The organism is Geomonas oryzae (assembly GCF_004117875.1).
Classification (GTDB): domain Bacteria; phylum Desulfobacterota; class Desulfuromonadia; order Geobacterales; family Geobacteraceae; genus Geomonas; species Geomonas oryzae.
This window is the reverse complement of record NZ_RAHW01000003.1, coordinates 488,729-503,593: the sequence shown is the minus strand read 5'-3', so window position 1 is coordinate 503,593 and position 14,865 is coordinate 488,729. Positions and strand designations below refer to the sequence as shown.

General features: G+C 59.4%; 12 protein-coding genes. 9 read left to right on the top strand and 3 right to left on the bottom strand.

The annotated features are described in order from the left end of the window. Positions 1 to 132 precede the first annotated feature (132 nt). Positions 133 to 1,464 carry an anaerobic C4-dicarboxylate transporter gene (locus D6Z24_RS10465; RefSeq protein ID WP_129126524.1) on the top strand — a complete coding sequence of 444 codons (1,332 nt, stop codon included), beginning with the start codon at positions 133 to 135 and terminating at the stop codon, positions 1,462 to 1,464. Positions 1,465 to 1,615: 151 nt separating this feature from the next. Here the strand turns inward: D6Z24_RS10465 and D6Z24_RS10460 are convergent, their stop codons facing one another. Then, entirely contained in the window at positions 1,616 to 2,488 is an 873-nt protein-coding gene (locus tag D6Z24_RS10460; protein WP_129126523.1) for a bifunctional 5,10-methylenetetrahydrofolate dehydrogenase/5,10-methenyltetrahydrofolate cyclohydrolase, read from the bottom strand. Between the two features lie 453 nt (positions 2,489 to 2,941). Between D6Z24_RS10460 and D6Z24_RS10455 the strand changes: the two genes are divergently transcribed. From D6Z24_RS10455 to D6Z24_RS10425, 7 genes are all read left to right on the top strand, one after another. Then, complete coding sequence (locus D6Z24_RS10455; protein WP_129126522.1) at positions 2,942 to 3,487, top strand: helix-turn-helix domain-containing protein; 546 nt, start codon at positions 2,942 to 2,944, stop codon at positions 3,485 to 3,487. Positions 3,488 to 3,506: 19 nt separating this feature from the next. Continuing rightward, a complete protein-coding gene (locus D6Z24_RS10450) occupies positions 3,507 to 4,703 on the top strand; it encodes a saccharopine dehydrogenase family protein (protein WP_129126521.1) in 1,197 nt (398 codons plus the stop codon). A 24-nt stretch (positions 4,704 to 4,727) separates the two neighbouring features. Further along, entirely contained in the window at positions 4,728 to 5,858 is a 1,131-nt protein-coding gene (gene nspC / locus D6Z24_RS10445) for a carboxynorspermidine decarboxylase (protein WP_407925416.1), read from the top strand. Positions 5,859 to 5,900: 42 nt separating this feature from the next. Next, positions 5,901 to 7,808 (top strand): biosynthetic arginine decarboxylase, encoded by a 1,908-nt coding sequence (gene speA / locus D6Z24_RS10440; RefSeq protein ID WP_129126519.1) that lies wholly within the window; start codon positions 5,901 to 5,903, stop codon positions 7,806 to 7,808. A gap of 236 nt (positions 7,809 to 8,044) precedes the next feature. Further along, positions 8,045 to 8,239, top strand: a complete 195-nt coding sequence (locus D6Z24_RS10435) for a GSU3473 family protein (protein WP_129126518.1) — start codon at positions 8,045 to 8,047, stop codon at positions 8,237 to 8,239. Positions 8,240 to 8,411: 172 nt separating this feature from the next. Next, on the top strand, positions 8,412 to 9,020 hold the full coding sequence (locus D6Z24_RS10430) for a YceI family protein (RefSeq protein WP_129126517.1): 609 nt from the start codon (positions 8,412 to 8,414) through the stop codon (positions 9,018 to 9,020). Between the two features lie 329 nt (positions 9,021 to 9,349). Then, positions 9,350 to 9,577, top strand: coding sequence for a hypothetical protein (locus D6Z24_RS10425; RefSeq protein WP_129126516.1), 228 nt, complete (start codon positions 9,350 to 9,352; stop codon positions 9,575 to 9,577). A 75-nt stretch (positions 9,578 to 9,652) separates the two neighbouring features. On the opposite strand, the gene ldhH is transcribed toward D6Z24_RS10425, so the two are convergent. Both ldhH and D6Z24_RS10415 read right to left on the bottom strand, forming a co-directional pair. After that, positions 9,653 to 11,785: an L-lactate dehydrogenase (quinone) large subunit LdhH gene (gene ldhH / locus D6Z24_RS10420; protein ID WP_129126515.1), complete on the bottom strand. Its 2,133-nt coding sequence runs from the start codon at positions 11,783 to 11,785 to the stop codon at positions 9,653 to 9,655. Beyond that, a complete protein-coding gene (locus D6Z24_RS10415; RefSeq protein ID WP_129126514.1) occupies positions 11,785 to 12,333 on the bottom strand; it encodes a lactate utilization protein in 549 nt (182 codons plus the stop codon). Before D6Z24_RS10415 ends, ldhH begins: the two co-directional genes overlap by 1 nt. Before the next feature lie 449 nt (positions 12,334 to 12,782). Between D6Z24_RS10415 and D6Z24_RS10410 the strand changes: the two genes are divergently transcribed. Next, positions 12,783 to 14,732 (top strand): L-lactate permease, encoded by a 1,950-nt coding sequence (locus D6Z24_RS10410; RefSeq protein ID WP_129126513.1) that lies wholly within the window; start codon positions 12,783 to 12,785, stop codon positions 14,730 to 14,732. Positions 14,733 to 14,865: the final 133 nt, after the last annotated feature.

Sequence of the window (14,865 nt, the reverse complement as noted above, 5' to 3'; positions counted from 1 at the left end):
ACTCGTGATTACAGATAGATGACTAAAACATGGATCTTGGCATCAAGCCTGCTCTACCAGGGTTAGATAACGAACGCGGCGCCGGAGACGGCTTCGCGCAACAGCTAACCTGGTGCAACAAAGGAGGTTGTCATGGCAGCGATGTTTTGGATCCAATTCGTACTCGTCCTCGGTGCGGTGCTCATAGGCATCCGCAAAGGCGGCGTGGCACTCGGGCTGATCGGCGGCCTGGGCGTGTCGGTATTGGTGCTCGGTTTCCGTAGCGCCCCGTCCGAGCCACCGATCGCCGTTATGCTCATCATCCTGGCCGTCGTCACCGCGTCGGCTACGCTACAGGTGGCCGGCGGGCTCGACTACCTGGTACAGCTCACCGAGAAGCTGCTGCGTGCCCATCCTAAGTACGTGACCATCCTCGCCCCGCTCTGTACCTTCTTCCTGACCGTATGCTGCGGCACCGGGCACGCCGTCTATGCCCTGCTGCCGGTCATCTCCGACGTCGCCATCAAGACGAAGATCCGCCCCGAGCGCCCGATGGCGATCTCCAGCGTCGCCTCCCAGATGGGCATCACCGCGAGCCCCGTGGCCGCTGCGGTCACCTTCTTCCTCGGCTTCGCCGCAAAAGCGGGGCACCCGGTCACGCTCATCGACATCATCTCGGTAACCATGCCCGCAGGCATCATCGGTGTTTTGGCCGCGGCCGCATGGAGCTTCAACCGTGGTCTCGAGCTCGACAAGGACCCGGAATTCCAGGCGCGTCTGCAGGATCCTGAATTCCGCAAAGGGCTTGACGCCGAGGTAACCACGCTGGACAAGAAGATCTCCACCGTCGCCAAGGTCTCCGTAGCGCTCTTCTTCGCCGGCGTCGGTACCATCATCCTCATGGCGAGCTGCCCGTGGCTGCTCCCATTGGCCGCAGACAAGAAGCCGATCCCGATGACCACCGTCGTGCAGTTCATCATGCTCGCCTACGGTGCCTTCATCCTTTTCGCCGCCAAGGTGAAAGCGAAAGACATAGCCCATTCCAGCGTCTTCATTGCCGGCATGATCGCCGTCGTATCCATCTTCGGCATCGCCTGGATGAGCGATACCTTCATCAGCGCCAACAAGAAGTACCTGGTCGACAACATCGGCATCATGGTGAAGTTGGCCCCCTGGACCTTCGCCATCGCAACCTTCTGCATCTCCGCCTTCGTGAAGAGCCAGGCCGCGACCCTTGCCATCACGCTTCCCCTGGGGCTTGCACTGGGGCTGCCGATCCCGCTGCTCCTCGGGCTCATGCCGGCAAGCTACGCATACTTCTTCTTCGCCTTCTACCCGAGCGACCTCGCCGCCATCAACATGGACCGCACCGGCACCACGAGGATCGGGAAGTACCTCTTGAACCACAGCTTCATGATTCCCGGACTGATCGGCGTGGGTGTCTCCACCGTGGTCGCCTACACCATCTCGCAATTCATTTTCTAAGGCGATTAACAGGGATAAAGGGGATAAAAGGGATAACGGCAGGATAAACAACAATTAACGGTTGCTGTTACAGAAAAAGGGCCCTGGCGGAAATGCCGGGGCCCTTTTCGTTTTCAACATAGAACGTAGAACATAGAACGTAGAACCGGTTTTAAGCCAGTTCGAAGTTGTTCTGGTAGGCGGCCAAGGTGTTGATCATGAGCGCGGCGACGGTCATGCGCCCCACGCCGCCGGGGACCGGGGTGATCCACTCGCACTTCGGGGCGACCGCGTCGAAGGCGACGTCGCCGACGAGCTTGCCGTTTTCCAGACGGTTGATACCGACATCGATCAGGGTGACTCCGTCACGCACCATGTCCGGGGTGATGAAGCCTGGGATACCGACCGCCACGATGACGATGTCGGCGCGGCGCGTCTCCTCGAGGAGCAGTTCGCGCGGCGTCTCGATATGGGTGAGGGTGACGGTCGCATTGCCGATGTCGAAGTCGTTGGAAAGCATGATGGAGATCGGCTTGCCCACGATGTTGGAGCGCCCGATCACCACGCAATGCCTGCCCGCCACCGGGACCTGGTAGAACTGCAAAAGCTTGCAGATGCCGTAGGCGGTGGCGGGGCGGAAGGCCTTCTGCCCCAGCGCCATCCTGCCGAAGTTCGTGGGATGGAAGCCGTCGATATCCTTGTCGGGGGAAATGGCGTTGATGACGCGCTGTGCGTTTATCTGTTTGGGAAGCGGGAGCTGCACGATGACGCCGTCGGTGGAGTTGTCCTCGTTGATCTCTGCGATCAGGGCGAGAAGCTCCTTCTCGGTGACGGTTTCCGGAAGGCGGATGAGGTTACTGTCAAAACCGGATAACGCGCAGGTCGTGATTTTCGATTTTACATAGGATTCGCTGGGGGCGTGGTTGCCGACCAGGATCACGGTCATGTGGGGCTTTCTGAGTCCGGCGTCTACGTGACGTGCGACCTGCTTTGCTATGCCCGCGATGAGACTGTCAGCGCATTTCTTGCCGTCTAAAAGGTTCATGCTGTTTCCTCTGTCTTGAAGGTGTCCGCGCAGGGAGGGGGGAGGGGGGATCATCGAGTAGTAGCACAAAAAAAGTCGCGGCTCAACAGCTGGTTAGCGCGACTCGGTATACGTCAAACGAGGGGCGCTTCTTGGCACTCTGGTGCCGAATCAGGCGCCAGGTGGTACCAAAGCAGGCGCGCCGCAACCAAAGTGCGCGCGACGTTTGGACCGTTTGCGGGTGTTCTCCTTGGCTCAATTGTGACCGTTAATCTTCCTGTATACGTGTGTGGCAGGGCATGTTTATATGTTTACTCTCGATAAATCGGTATGTTAGCGTGGCGGTAAAATTAATGAACATTAAATGTTAAACAGGAAGTATACCATTACTAAACTTTTTGTTGACAAAACTCGGGCAACGAAATACATTGCCAAAATACAAAAGGTTTACTGTTACTAAACCGGGGAGGCTGCTTGAAAATCGGTGAGAGGTTGAAGAGGCTCAGAATGGCCAATTCGCTGACTCAGGAAGAGCTGGCCAGCCGAGCGGATCTGACCAAGGGCTTCATATCTCAGCTGGAGAACGACGCTACGTCGCCGTCCATCGCGACTCTCAAAGACATCGTGGATGTCTTGGGCATCAGCATGCAGGAGTTCTTCAGTGACGAGCCGGACCAGGATATCGTGTTCGGCAAGGAAGCCCGCGTGCAGGCAACGGACGATGGCGACAGCGTTAAAGTCGAGCTCCTGGTGCCGGGGGCGCAGAACCGCGAGATGGACCCCGTGCTGGTGACGCTTGATCCCGGCGGTGAGATGGACGAACAGCCCATCCACGAGGGTGAGGAATTCGGCTTCGTCATCTCCGGCAAGGTGCAGTTGCGGCTCGATGACAAGCTGTACACGGTGGACAAGGGAGAGTGCTTCTACTTCTCCTCTGACCGCAAACATGCTGTGAAGAATGTAGGAAAGAGCGCGGCAAAGCTGCTCTGGGTTGTGACACCCCCAACGTTTTACTATTGAACCAAGGAGAGCAAGTCAAATGAGCAAAGTATTGATTATCGGAGCAGGCGGCGTAGGAGGCGTAGTTACCCACAAATGCGCTCAGGCAACCGGCGTTATCACCGGCATTACCCTCGCTTCCCGCACCGAATCCAAGTGCCGCGCCATTGCGGACCAGATAGAGTTCCCGGTCGCCACCGCGCAGGTGGATGCCGACAACGTGCCTGAACTGATCGAGCTGATCAAGCGCGAGCAGCCCAAGCTCGTCATCAACGTGGCGCTGCCGTACCAGGACCTGACCATCATGGACGCCTGCCTCGCCACCGGCGTGGACTATCTGGATACCGCCAACTACGAGCCGCTTGACACCGCGAAGTTCGAGTACAGCTGGCAGTGGGCCTACCAGGACCGCTTCAAGGAAAAGGGGCTCATGGCGCTTTTGGGCTCCGGTTTCGACCCGGGCGTCACCAACGTCTACACCGCCCTTGCAGCGAAGAAATACCTGGACGAGGTGCACGAGATCGACATCATCGACGCCAACGCGGGGAACCACGGCCAGCCCTTCGCAACCAACTTCAACCCGGAGATCAATATCCGCGAGGTGACCGCTCCCTGCCGTCACTGGGAGAAGGGTGACTGGGTGGAGACCGCCCCGCTTGCCACCAAGCGCGTTTTCGACTTCCCGGACGGCATCGGTCCGATGAACATCTACCGCATGTACCACGAGGAGATGGAGTCGCTCGTGAAGCACATCCCGACCATCAAGAAGGCGCAGTTCTGGATGACCTTCTCGGACAACTACCTGAAGCACCTCGAGGTGCTGCAAAACGTCGGCATGACCCGCATCGACGAGGTGGAGTTCAACGGCCAGAAGATCGTTCCGCTGCAGTTCCTTAAAGCGGTGCTGCCGGACCCGGGGAGCTTGGGTCCGCTCACCAAGGGGCGCACCTGCATCGGCGTCATCGCCCGCGGCATCAAGGGCGGCAAGAGAAAGCAGGTCTACATCTACAACATCTGCGACCATGAGGCGTGCTACCGCGAGGTGAAGAGCCAGGCCATCAGCTACACCACCGGCGTTCCCGCCGTCGTCGGCGCCATCATGATGCTGACCGGCAAGTGGCGCGGCGAGGGCGTGTTCAACATGGAGCAGTTCGATCCGGAAGCGTTCATCGAGACTCTCGGCCCCATGGGCCTTCCCACCGTCGTAGTCGACGGCGGCGATTGGGCGGAACTGTAAGTGACCAAGCTGCACGTAGAAGAGATGACGCGGCTCGCCCCGTCCCCGGCCTTCGTGGTCGACCTGGGGCGGCTGCGCCACAACCTGGCCATACTGGACGAGGTGCAAAAGCGCAGCGGCGCGAAGATCCTTCTGGCGCTGAAGGCTTTTTCCATGTGGAGCGTCTTCCCGATCATCGCGCAGACGCTGCACGGGATCTGCGCGAGTTCTCCCTGGGAGGCGCGCCTCGGGCGCGAGGAATTCGGCGGTGAGGTGCACAGCTTTTCCGCCGCCTTCAAGGAGAGCGACGTCGCGGAGCTCCTCACCACCTCGAACCACCTGGTGTTCAACTCCTTCAACCAGCTGGAGCGTTTCCGCCCCATGTGGGAGCCGTACGCCGGCCGTGTCTCGGTAGGGCTCAGGGTCAACCCGGGGCATTCCGAGGGGCACACCCCGATCTACGACCCGGCGGCGCCGAAGTCGCGCCTGGGGATCCTGCACTCGGAGTTCGAAGGCAAATCCCTGGCCGGTGTCGAAGGATTGCACTTCCATACCCTGTGCGAGCAGCTCTTCGAGCCCCTGGAGCGGACCTCCAAGGTTTTCGAGGAGAAGTTCGGCGCGTTCCTGCCGCAGATGAAGTGGCTGAACCTCGGGGGAGGGCACCACATCACCCGCGAGGGGTACGACATCGACGCCCTTGTGGAACTGGTGCGCTACTACCGCGAGAAGTACGACCTCGAGGTCTACCTCGAGCCGGGTGAGGCGATCGCCATCGGGACCGGCATCCTGGTCTCGGAGGTGCTCGACGTCGTGCACAACGAGGTGGACATAGCGGTTCTGGACGTCTCGGCCACCTGCCACATGCCCGACATCCTGGAGATGCCCTACCGTCCCGAGATCCGGGAAGGGTACCTTCCCGGTGAGAAGGAGCACGACTACCGCCTGGGCGGCCCCTCGTGCCTTGCCGGCGACGTCATCGGCGACTGGTCCTTCGACCATAAGCTCGTCCCGGGGGAGAAACTCGCCTTCCTGGACATGTCGCACTACACGATGGTGAAGACCACCACTTTCAACGGCATCCAACTGCCGCACATCTGCACCTATGAGCCGGAAACCGGGGAACTGCGCGTCGTGCGCAGCTTCGGCTATGAAGATTTCAAGAACCGCTTGTCTTGATGACTGTCAACACTCCACTTTGCTGCACATGGTGAACTGAAAATGGCTAAATGGACCATCAACGATTCCTCCAAGACCTACAACATCGATAACTGGGGCGCCGAACTCTTCTCGGTCAACAAGAAGGGTAACGTCTGCGTGCACCCGACCCCCAATTCCAAATACTCGATCGATCTCAAGGTGCTGGTCGACGACCTGATCAAGAGGAAGATCAAGCCGCCGATCCTTCTGCGCTTCATGAACATCCTGGAAGGGCGCATCGCCTCGATCAGCCGTGTGTTCAAAAACGCCATTCACGACAACAACTATCCGGCCCGGTATCAGACCTTCTACCCGATCAAGGTGAACCAGCAGCGCCAGGTGGTCGAGGCGATCGCGAACTTCGGCAAGAAGTACAACATAGGCCTGGAGGTCGGTTCCAAACCGGAGCTCGTCGCCGCCATCTCCATGGTGACCGGGAGCAACCTTCCCATCATCTGCAACGGTTACAAGGACACCGAGTTCATCGAGACCGTCCTCTTCGCCACCCGCGTAGGCTACGACATCACCATCGTGGTGGAGAAGCTCTTCGAATTGGAGAAGATCGTCGAGGTGGCCAAGCGCACCGGGATCACCCCGAAGCTCGGCATCCGCGTGAAACTCTCCTCCAAGGGGATCGGCAAGTGGTCCACCTCCGGCGGCGAGGACGCGAAGTTCGGTCTGCGCATCTCCGAGATCATCGCCGCGATCGACATGCTTCGTGAAAACGACATGTTGAACACGGTGAAGCTCCTGCACTTCCACGTCGGGAGCCAGATCACCAAGATCGACAAGATCAAAAACGCGCTCATCGAGGGAACCAGGATCTACGCGGAGATGCGCAAACTCGGCGTCGATCTCGAGTTCCTGGACATCGGCGGCGGCCTCGGGGTCGACTACGACGGCTCCAAGTCGAGCTACTTCTCCAGCGTGAACTACTCGCTCGAGGAGTACGCGAACGACGTCATCTACCAGGTGAAGAACATCTGTGAAGATGCCGGCGTCCCCTGCCCGAACATCATCTCCGAGTCGGGGCGCGCCACCGTCGCGCACTACTCGGTGCTGATCACCGACGTCCTGAACAACAACACCCAGACGCTCATGCCGGACTTCGAGTTCATTCTCACCGAGACGGAGAAACTCTCTCCTACGGTCAAAAAGCTCGTCGATATCTACAAGAGCATCGACAAGCACTCCCTGCGCGAGGATTACCACGACACCATCCAGCTGATCCAGGAGTCGGTGAGTCTCTTCAACCTGGGCTACCTGAACATGGCCGAGCGCGCCAACGCGGAGTGGATCTATTCGAAGATCATCAGGAAGATCAACTCCATCGTCGAGAAGATGAAGCCGATCCCGGACGAGTTGCAGAACTTCCAGCTCAGCCTGAGGCAGACCTATTTCGCCAACTTCTCGCTGTTCCAGTCCATCCCGGACTCCTGGGCCATCGATCAGCTCTTCCCGATCGTGCCGATCCAGCGCCTGGATGAGAAGCCGGACGTCCTCGCGTCCATCGCGGACATCACCTGCGATTCCGACGGCGAGATCACCAGCTTCGTGGGCGAAAACGGCAGGACCAAGGCGCTGCCGCTGCACAAGATCAAGGGAGACGAGCAGTACTACATCGGCTTCTTCCTGATCGGCGCCTACCAGGAGATCCTGGGCGACATGCACAACCTGTTCGGCGACACCAACGCCGTGCACATCACCTTCAACAAGAAGACCAACTACAAGATCGACACGGTCATTACCGGCGACGCGACCTGGGAGAGTCTGAAGTACGTGCAGTACGACGCCCAGGAGATCCTGAAGCGGGTGAGGAACAACCTGGAGAAGGATGTCTCGCTGCAGAAAGTTTCCATCGAGGAGAGCAGCCATTTCCTCGAGCTTCTCGACAAGACGCTGCAGTCCTACACATACCTGGGAGAATAGAAGAGTTTTCTTTAAAGGTTGTAGGTGCGGTTCCGATAAAAGGCAGGGGAAGATCAATGATCTTCCCCTGTTGTCGTTTCCGACGGTGCGGCATTCGGTGCATCTGCGTTAATCCTGATACGGTAAATTTGGACTTTTTTACCAAACCGTGTTAAAAGTTCCCCTGGCACGGTCAGGATTTCCCGCAGCGCGCATCGCCGAACGATGACAGACTTTTCCTCACATGGGAGGCCGTTATGCTCATTCAGGTGAGCTACAACGATGACAGGTACGACTACGTAAAAGACTTCATGCTGGAGCCCCTGATCAAGAGCGGCGCCATAACCCGGTTCCGGCGTAGATCCGGCTGGGTCCGCATCGGTGTCGACCCCGTACGCTCACAGCGCAACACGATGTACAGCGGCGAGGAAAGAAGGGCCGGCACCGCCTGACCTTCGCTGAAGCCGCAAACTGACGCAGCTAAGCCAGTATCACCTCCCCGCCGGATCGCCCCCGCTTTCTCTTCAGAGCCACTCTCTCTTCTCTTTCATTTGGACAAATAGGATCGAAATGGTATTCTTTGCATTGTGTGTCAAAGTCAGTTCGTTCTAGAGGAGGAAAACAATGCACAGAACAGCTATGAAAAGAGTGGCGGGGTTCTTTACCGCAGCGTTTCTCATCATGGCACCGGTATTTGCCATGGCGTCGACCTGGAACATCGACCCGGAACATACCAACGTCGGCTTTAAAGTGCGGCACCTGATGGTATCGAACGTCAAGGGGGGCTTCGGCAAGGTTTCAGGCGTGGTCAACGTCGACGACAGGGACATCACGAAGTCTTCTACCACTGTGACCATAGATACCACCTCGATTGATACCGGCGTTGCCAAAAGGGACGCCCACCTCAAAAGCCCTGATTTTCTGGACGTGGCCAAATATCCGACCATGACCTTCGTGTCCACCGGCGTCATGAAGGGATCCGGCGGTGCGTTCAAGCTTGCGGGAAACCTTACCCTGCATGGCGTCACGAGGCCGGTTGTGCTGCAGGTGGAGGGGCTCAGTGGTGAGATCAAGGACCCGATGGGCAATGTCAGAAGAGGGGCCTCGGCCACGACGACGATCAACAGGAAGGATTACGGACTGGTCTGGAACAAGATGCTTGAGGCCGGTGGTGTCGCGGTAGGCGACGAGGTCACCATCAATATCGAGGTGGAAATGGTGAAGGCGAAGTAGACGGAGATCGGGACACGTCAGGGGCGTTTTTGCTGCACCGACAACCGCCCCGCATGCGGCGCATATACACCCTCCTGTCAGCATGATTCGCATGTCATCCCGGTTACTTACGCTGGATGACCGGTATAAGGCCTTCCGGGGCTGTGCGAGGTGTATGGAAAAAACATACAAGTGACCTTTCAGTCGTTCTGAGGCTGATGTGCTCCGCTAACTCGCAAGCAGTTGTTTTTAAATGCATTTTCCTCTCGGTTCTCTCTTTTGGAAGGCCTGGCATGTTTGATGCTAAACGTAAGACAGCAGAAAACGACAGGTCCAAAAGGGAGGATGTCATGAGAGCGAGAACATATATCAATACGATCATCGCAACAGCCGCAACGGCAACAACGGCATTTGCCGCCAACGGTGCCCAAGCGGATGAGCCTGGCCTCCTGGTCTGGGCCTTCATGGGGTTTGCCGCAGTTATCGTAGCCGGTCAACTGGTGCCCGCAGCCATGCTGGTGATCGGCGCGGTCAAAGCCATCTTCGCGAAACCGGAGGAAGCCAAGATTAAAGGGTGAACGTCTCGCACTCCGCTGTAACGAAAAAAAGCCGCTCTTTCGAGCGGCTTTTTCCATTTCCGGCTGCTTGCGGTTCTATTTGAGCCGCTCCGCGAGGAGCTCGGCGGTGTGCCGGACACGAACCGCCTCGCCGTCCTGGTCGAATCCGCCGCGGATCTGCATCACGCAACCGGGGCAGTCCATGGCGACCAGTGGGGCGCCGGTTTCCTTGATGTTGTGCAGTTTGCGCTTCAGGATCGGGGCGGAGATCTCGGGGAGCTTCATCGAGTAGGAGCCCCCCATGCCGCAGCACATGTCGCACTCGTACATCTCGGCCAGTTCGTAACCCGCTTTTTGCAGCAGTTCGCGCGGCTCCTGCGATACCTTCAGCGTCCTCTTCAGATGGCAGGAGTCGTGATAGGTGATCTTGCCCAGGTCTTCCCCTTCCGCAAAACTGAGTCTTCCCTCTTCCACAAGACGTTTCACAAGCGTCGAGAGGTCGACCGTCTTTTCGGCGAGCTCCTTTGCCTTGTCCAGCCACTCGCTGCGCCCCTGGTCCTGCAGGGTCTTCGCGAAATCGTGCGCCAGTGCGACGGTGCAGGTGGGGCAGGCGGACACGACGTATTTGGCCTCCACCTCCAGGAGTGCCTTGATGTTGTCGACCGCGTTGTGGGCTGCGACCTCGTAGGCACCGTTGTACAGGGCGGGTGCTCCGCAGCAGGTCTGTTCCTGCGGGAAGATGACCTCGATCCCGGCCTTGTTCAGGAGCTTTACAAGGGCGATGCCGGTCTCCGGATAGGCGAAGTCGATCAGGCAGCCGGCATAGAACACCGCCTTCTCTCCCCCTTTTGGCTGCCGGATTTCCGGGAAGAGGTCTCGGAACGGTTTCTCCGCGATGGCGGGGAGGCTCCTGCCGTCGGTCAGATCGGAAAGAAAGAGTGGCAGGTGGCGGATGAACTTCCCGGAGGTGAACGGTTTACCAGCCACCGAGGCGGCACGCAGCATCCCGTGGAAGAGTTTTCTGTTGTTGACCACGCTGAAGATCGCCTTCTGTGCCAGGGGCTGTCCCTTCTCTAGGACGAGGCGGCGCCTGATCTCGAGGATCATCTCGGGGATGTCGAGTTTCCCGGGGCAGACCTCGGTGCAGTTGCCGCACTGGATACAGAGCCCCTGGATCTCCTCGGATTTCTGCAGTTCGTCGAACCAGGCGGTGAGGATGGTGCCGATGCCGCCGGTGTAGATTTTGCCGAATACGTGCCCACCCACCAGACGGAAGATGGGGCAGACGTTCAGGCAGGAGCCGCAGCGGATGCACTGCAGGGCCTGCTTGAACTTGGGATCTCGCGCCATCTCGGTGCGCCGGTTGTCCATCAGGATGATGTGCAGATCCTTCAGCGAGCCGTCGTCGTTCGGGGACGGGCCGGTGATGATGGAGACGTAGCTCGTGAGAAGCTGGGCGGTGGCGCTCCTGGGAAGCGCGTCCAGGACCGGTATCACCGTCTCGAACTTCTCGACCAGCTTCTCCACCCCGACAAGGGCCACGTGGATGCGGGGGAGGGTGGTGGTAAGCCGCGCGTTCCCCTCGTTGGTGACGAGCACGATGCTACCCGTCTCGGCTACGGCTATGTTCGCCCCCGAGATCCCCATGTCCGCGGCGAGGAACTTGGGGCGGAGCTCGTTTCGCGCCACCTTGACCAGACGCGGGATGTCGCTGTCCAGGCGTTCCTCGACCTCCTTGCTGAAGATCTCGGCCACCTCCTCCTTGGTCAGGTGAATGGCAGGCATGACCATGTGCGACGGCGTCTGCCCGGCGAGCTGGATGATCCATTCGCCGAGGTCGGTCTCGGCCACCGAGATGCCGGCTTGGAGGAGTGCCTTGTTCAGGTGGATCTCCTCGCTGGCCATCGACTTCGACTTGACCACGCTCTTTACGCCGTTGTCGCGGGCGACCTGCAGGATGTACTCCTTGACCTGTTCCGGGTCGCTGGTCCGGTAGACCTTGGCGCCGAGCGCTTCGGCGTTTTGTTTGAAAACTTCCGCCACCTCGTCCAGGTGGCACGCCGCCGAGGATTTCGCCTCGGCAATGCGGCCGCGCAGTGCCTCGAAGTCGATCCCCTCGTACGCCTTCGCCCGGTTCACCCGGTAGGCCTCGGAAAACTTGCCCAGTGCGCCGGTGAGGTTGGCGTCGTTGAGCGCCCGGTTGATGGATGCCTTGAATTCCTTCTTCATTACGCCGCACCTCCCAGTTCGTCGACAAAGAGTATGATGAGCCGCTCGGGGCCGTGCACGCCTATGGTGAGCACGCGCTCGATGTCGGCGGTGCGGCTCGGGCCGGTGATGAAGGCGATGTACCGGCTGGTCTTCGGAGAGATGCGGGAGAAGAGAGCTGTCTTGTCGCTGACGATGTTCGCGGAGGGGACGATCGCCAGGTGGATTCCGGTCAGGGAGGAAGCGAGGCGCTGGTCGATTGCGGTCTGGTCCTGCACGAGGGAACCGGTATCGGCCACGGCGAAACTCATCTCGCTTATGCCGATCTTCGCCTGCGCCGCGCGTTCCCTGGTCACCTCGGTAGACAGCCCGGGGACCTGTTTTAGAAGCTCGCGGGCCACGCCGCGCAGAAACGGTCCGTCGGCCCAGACGGCATAGCTGCCGGGGACTTCGGAGACCCCTTCCTTTTTCATGAAGCCGAGGATGAAGTCGACGGCGTCACTGCAGGTGCCTACTCGATGCACTTCGGCGCCGACCCCTGTCGCCCGGGTCTTGAATTGCTCAAACATGCTGACTTCCCTCCATCTGAATTGTTCTCTGCCTGCCTCTGGGGTCTCCTGGTATGGCAGCCTCACAGACGCCACGTCGCTAAAACCGTTTTAAATTGTCACTACGCTGTTCTGTTATTGTGTCATACGTTCGATCGGGAGCCCCTGTAAAAGGCATATGAAATAACTGATATTACCAAAAGGCCAATGTACTTTAGTCCAAAAAAAAGCGTAAGTAAAGCCATTTAGTCGCTGAATACGAAAAAACTTGACACTGTTATAAAAAGGTGGTTAATTGGCCTGACCAAAACGTATAACCTAGTTTGATTGGCCGGTTCTCCTGGCTTCCAGGCGCTGGGTCCCTTGTCCGCACCGACGCTGCCGTGCTGATTTGATGATTTTTATGCAACCGTAATCGCAATCTTTTTGCCACCCATACCAGCATCACGAATCAAAGGAGAACTACAGTCATGCCATGGATTCAAAGCTACACTCCCGTAGCGGGAAGTCTCGCGATGTCGGCGTTGGTTGCCGCCATCCCTCTGGTCGTCATCTTCGTATGTCTCGCCGTTTTCAAGATGAAGGCGCACAAGGCGGGGCCGCTGGCTGTCGCCTCGGCTGTCGCCATTGCCATCTTCGTCTGGCAGATGCCGGCCAAGCTGGCCGGGCTTGCCACCTTCCACGGCGCCGCCTTCGGTCTCTTCCCAGTTTTCTACATCGTGATCACGACGATCCTCCTCTACAACATAACGGTGAAAGGTGGACAGTTCGAAGTCATCCGTGCCTCGCTGGCAGGGTTGACCGGTGACCGCCGTCTGCAGGCCCTCCTGATCGCCTTCTGCTTCGGCGCCTTCATCGAAGGGGCGGCCGGCTTCGGCACCCCGGTCGCCATCGCGGGCGCAACGCTTGTCGGCCTCGGGTTTCGTCCCTTCTATGCCGCGGGTGTCTGTCTCATCGCCAACACCGCGCCGGTCGCCTTCGGCGCCATCGGGATTCCGGTCGTCGCGCTTGCCGGCGTCATGGGGTACGACGACGGCGGCTTGATGAAACTCTCCACCATGGTCGGGCGTCAGCTTCCCTTCGTCTCCGTGTTCATACCGTTCTACGTGATCGTCATCATGTGCGGCCTTAAAAAGACCCTCGAGGTGCTCCCGGCGATCATCGTCTGCGGCGTCACCTTCGCCGGGGTACAGTGGGGCACCGCGAGCTACCTCGGTCCCTACCTCCCCGACGTGACCGCATCGCTTGCCACCCTGGCCGCCCTCGTCATCCTGCTCAAGTTCTGGCAGCCCCCCACGGTCTGGACCTTCGATCATGAGCCGGAGTTTGCCGGCAAGGAAAGCCACGACTACACCGGCGCAGAGGTCTTCCGCGCCTGGGCTCCTTACCTGGTGCTGACCATCATGGTGCTTGTTTGGGGCATCCCGTCGCTCAAGACCTCCCTCGACAAGAGCAAGGTGGTGATTCCGATCGCCGGTCTCGATAACGCCATCGTGAAGAAGGTGTCCAAGCCCGAAGACGGGGTGAAGAAGGTCGCAGCGGTGAAGGAGGAAGCCGCCAAACAGGCCGCCTCCCTCTCTCCCGCCGATGCCAAGCAGGCAGCCCTCGCCGCCGGTCTCACCGAGCTGCAGAGCCTGGAGGACAAACTCCTCGTGGTCGAGCAGAGCCTTCCCGCGGGGAAAGCGGTGCTGACCTCCGAGCGCCTCGCCGCCTTCGACGCGGTGGATAAGAAGCAGAAAGACCTGCAGAAACTCCAGAAGGATCTCTTAGAATCCAAAGCGGTAGACAAGGCGCAGTTCAAGGCGCTCGACAAGGCACTCACCGACCAGCTTCCCGCCAAGGTCGCCGCCAAGTTCACCTTCAACTTCATGTCCGCGGCCGGTACCGCGATTCTCATAGCGGCCATCATCTCCGCCCTCATCTGCGGTGTGGGTATCGCCGACTTCTTCCGCGTGCTCGGCAAGACCCTGTACGACATGCGCTGGCCCGCAGTCACCGTCGCCTCCGTGGTCGGCTTGGCCTTCGTGATGAACGCCTCCGGCATGACCACCAGCATGGGGATGTCCTTCACCAAGGCCGGGGCGCTCTTCCCGTTCCTGTCGCCGTTCCTCGGCATGCTGGGCGTCTTCCTGACCGGCTCCGACACCTCCAGCAACGTCCTCTTCGGGGGACTGCAGAAGGTGACTGCAGAGCAGCTCGGCATGAACCCGCTTTTGACCGGCGCGGCCAACACGAGCGGCGGCGTCATGGGCAAGATGATCTCCCCGCAGTCCATCGCCGTCGCCTGCGCCGCCACCGGCCTCGTCGGCGAAGAGGGGAACCTGTTCCGCTTCACCCTGAAGCACGCCCTGTTCCTAACCACCGTGATGGGCTGCATCGTGGCGTTGCAGGCCTACGTATTCCCCTGGATGATCCCCTAAGAAGTTGCCGTAGCCCCGGGAGGTACCCCCTCCCGGGGATTTCCCGGTGCCGGGCGTAGCCGCCGGCACCCCGTCCCTCGCCCACGAGCACCTGCTGGACCACCGTGTCGGTGCGAGGGAAGAAGACCCCGAG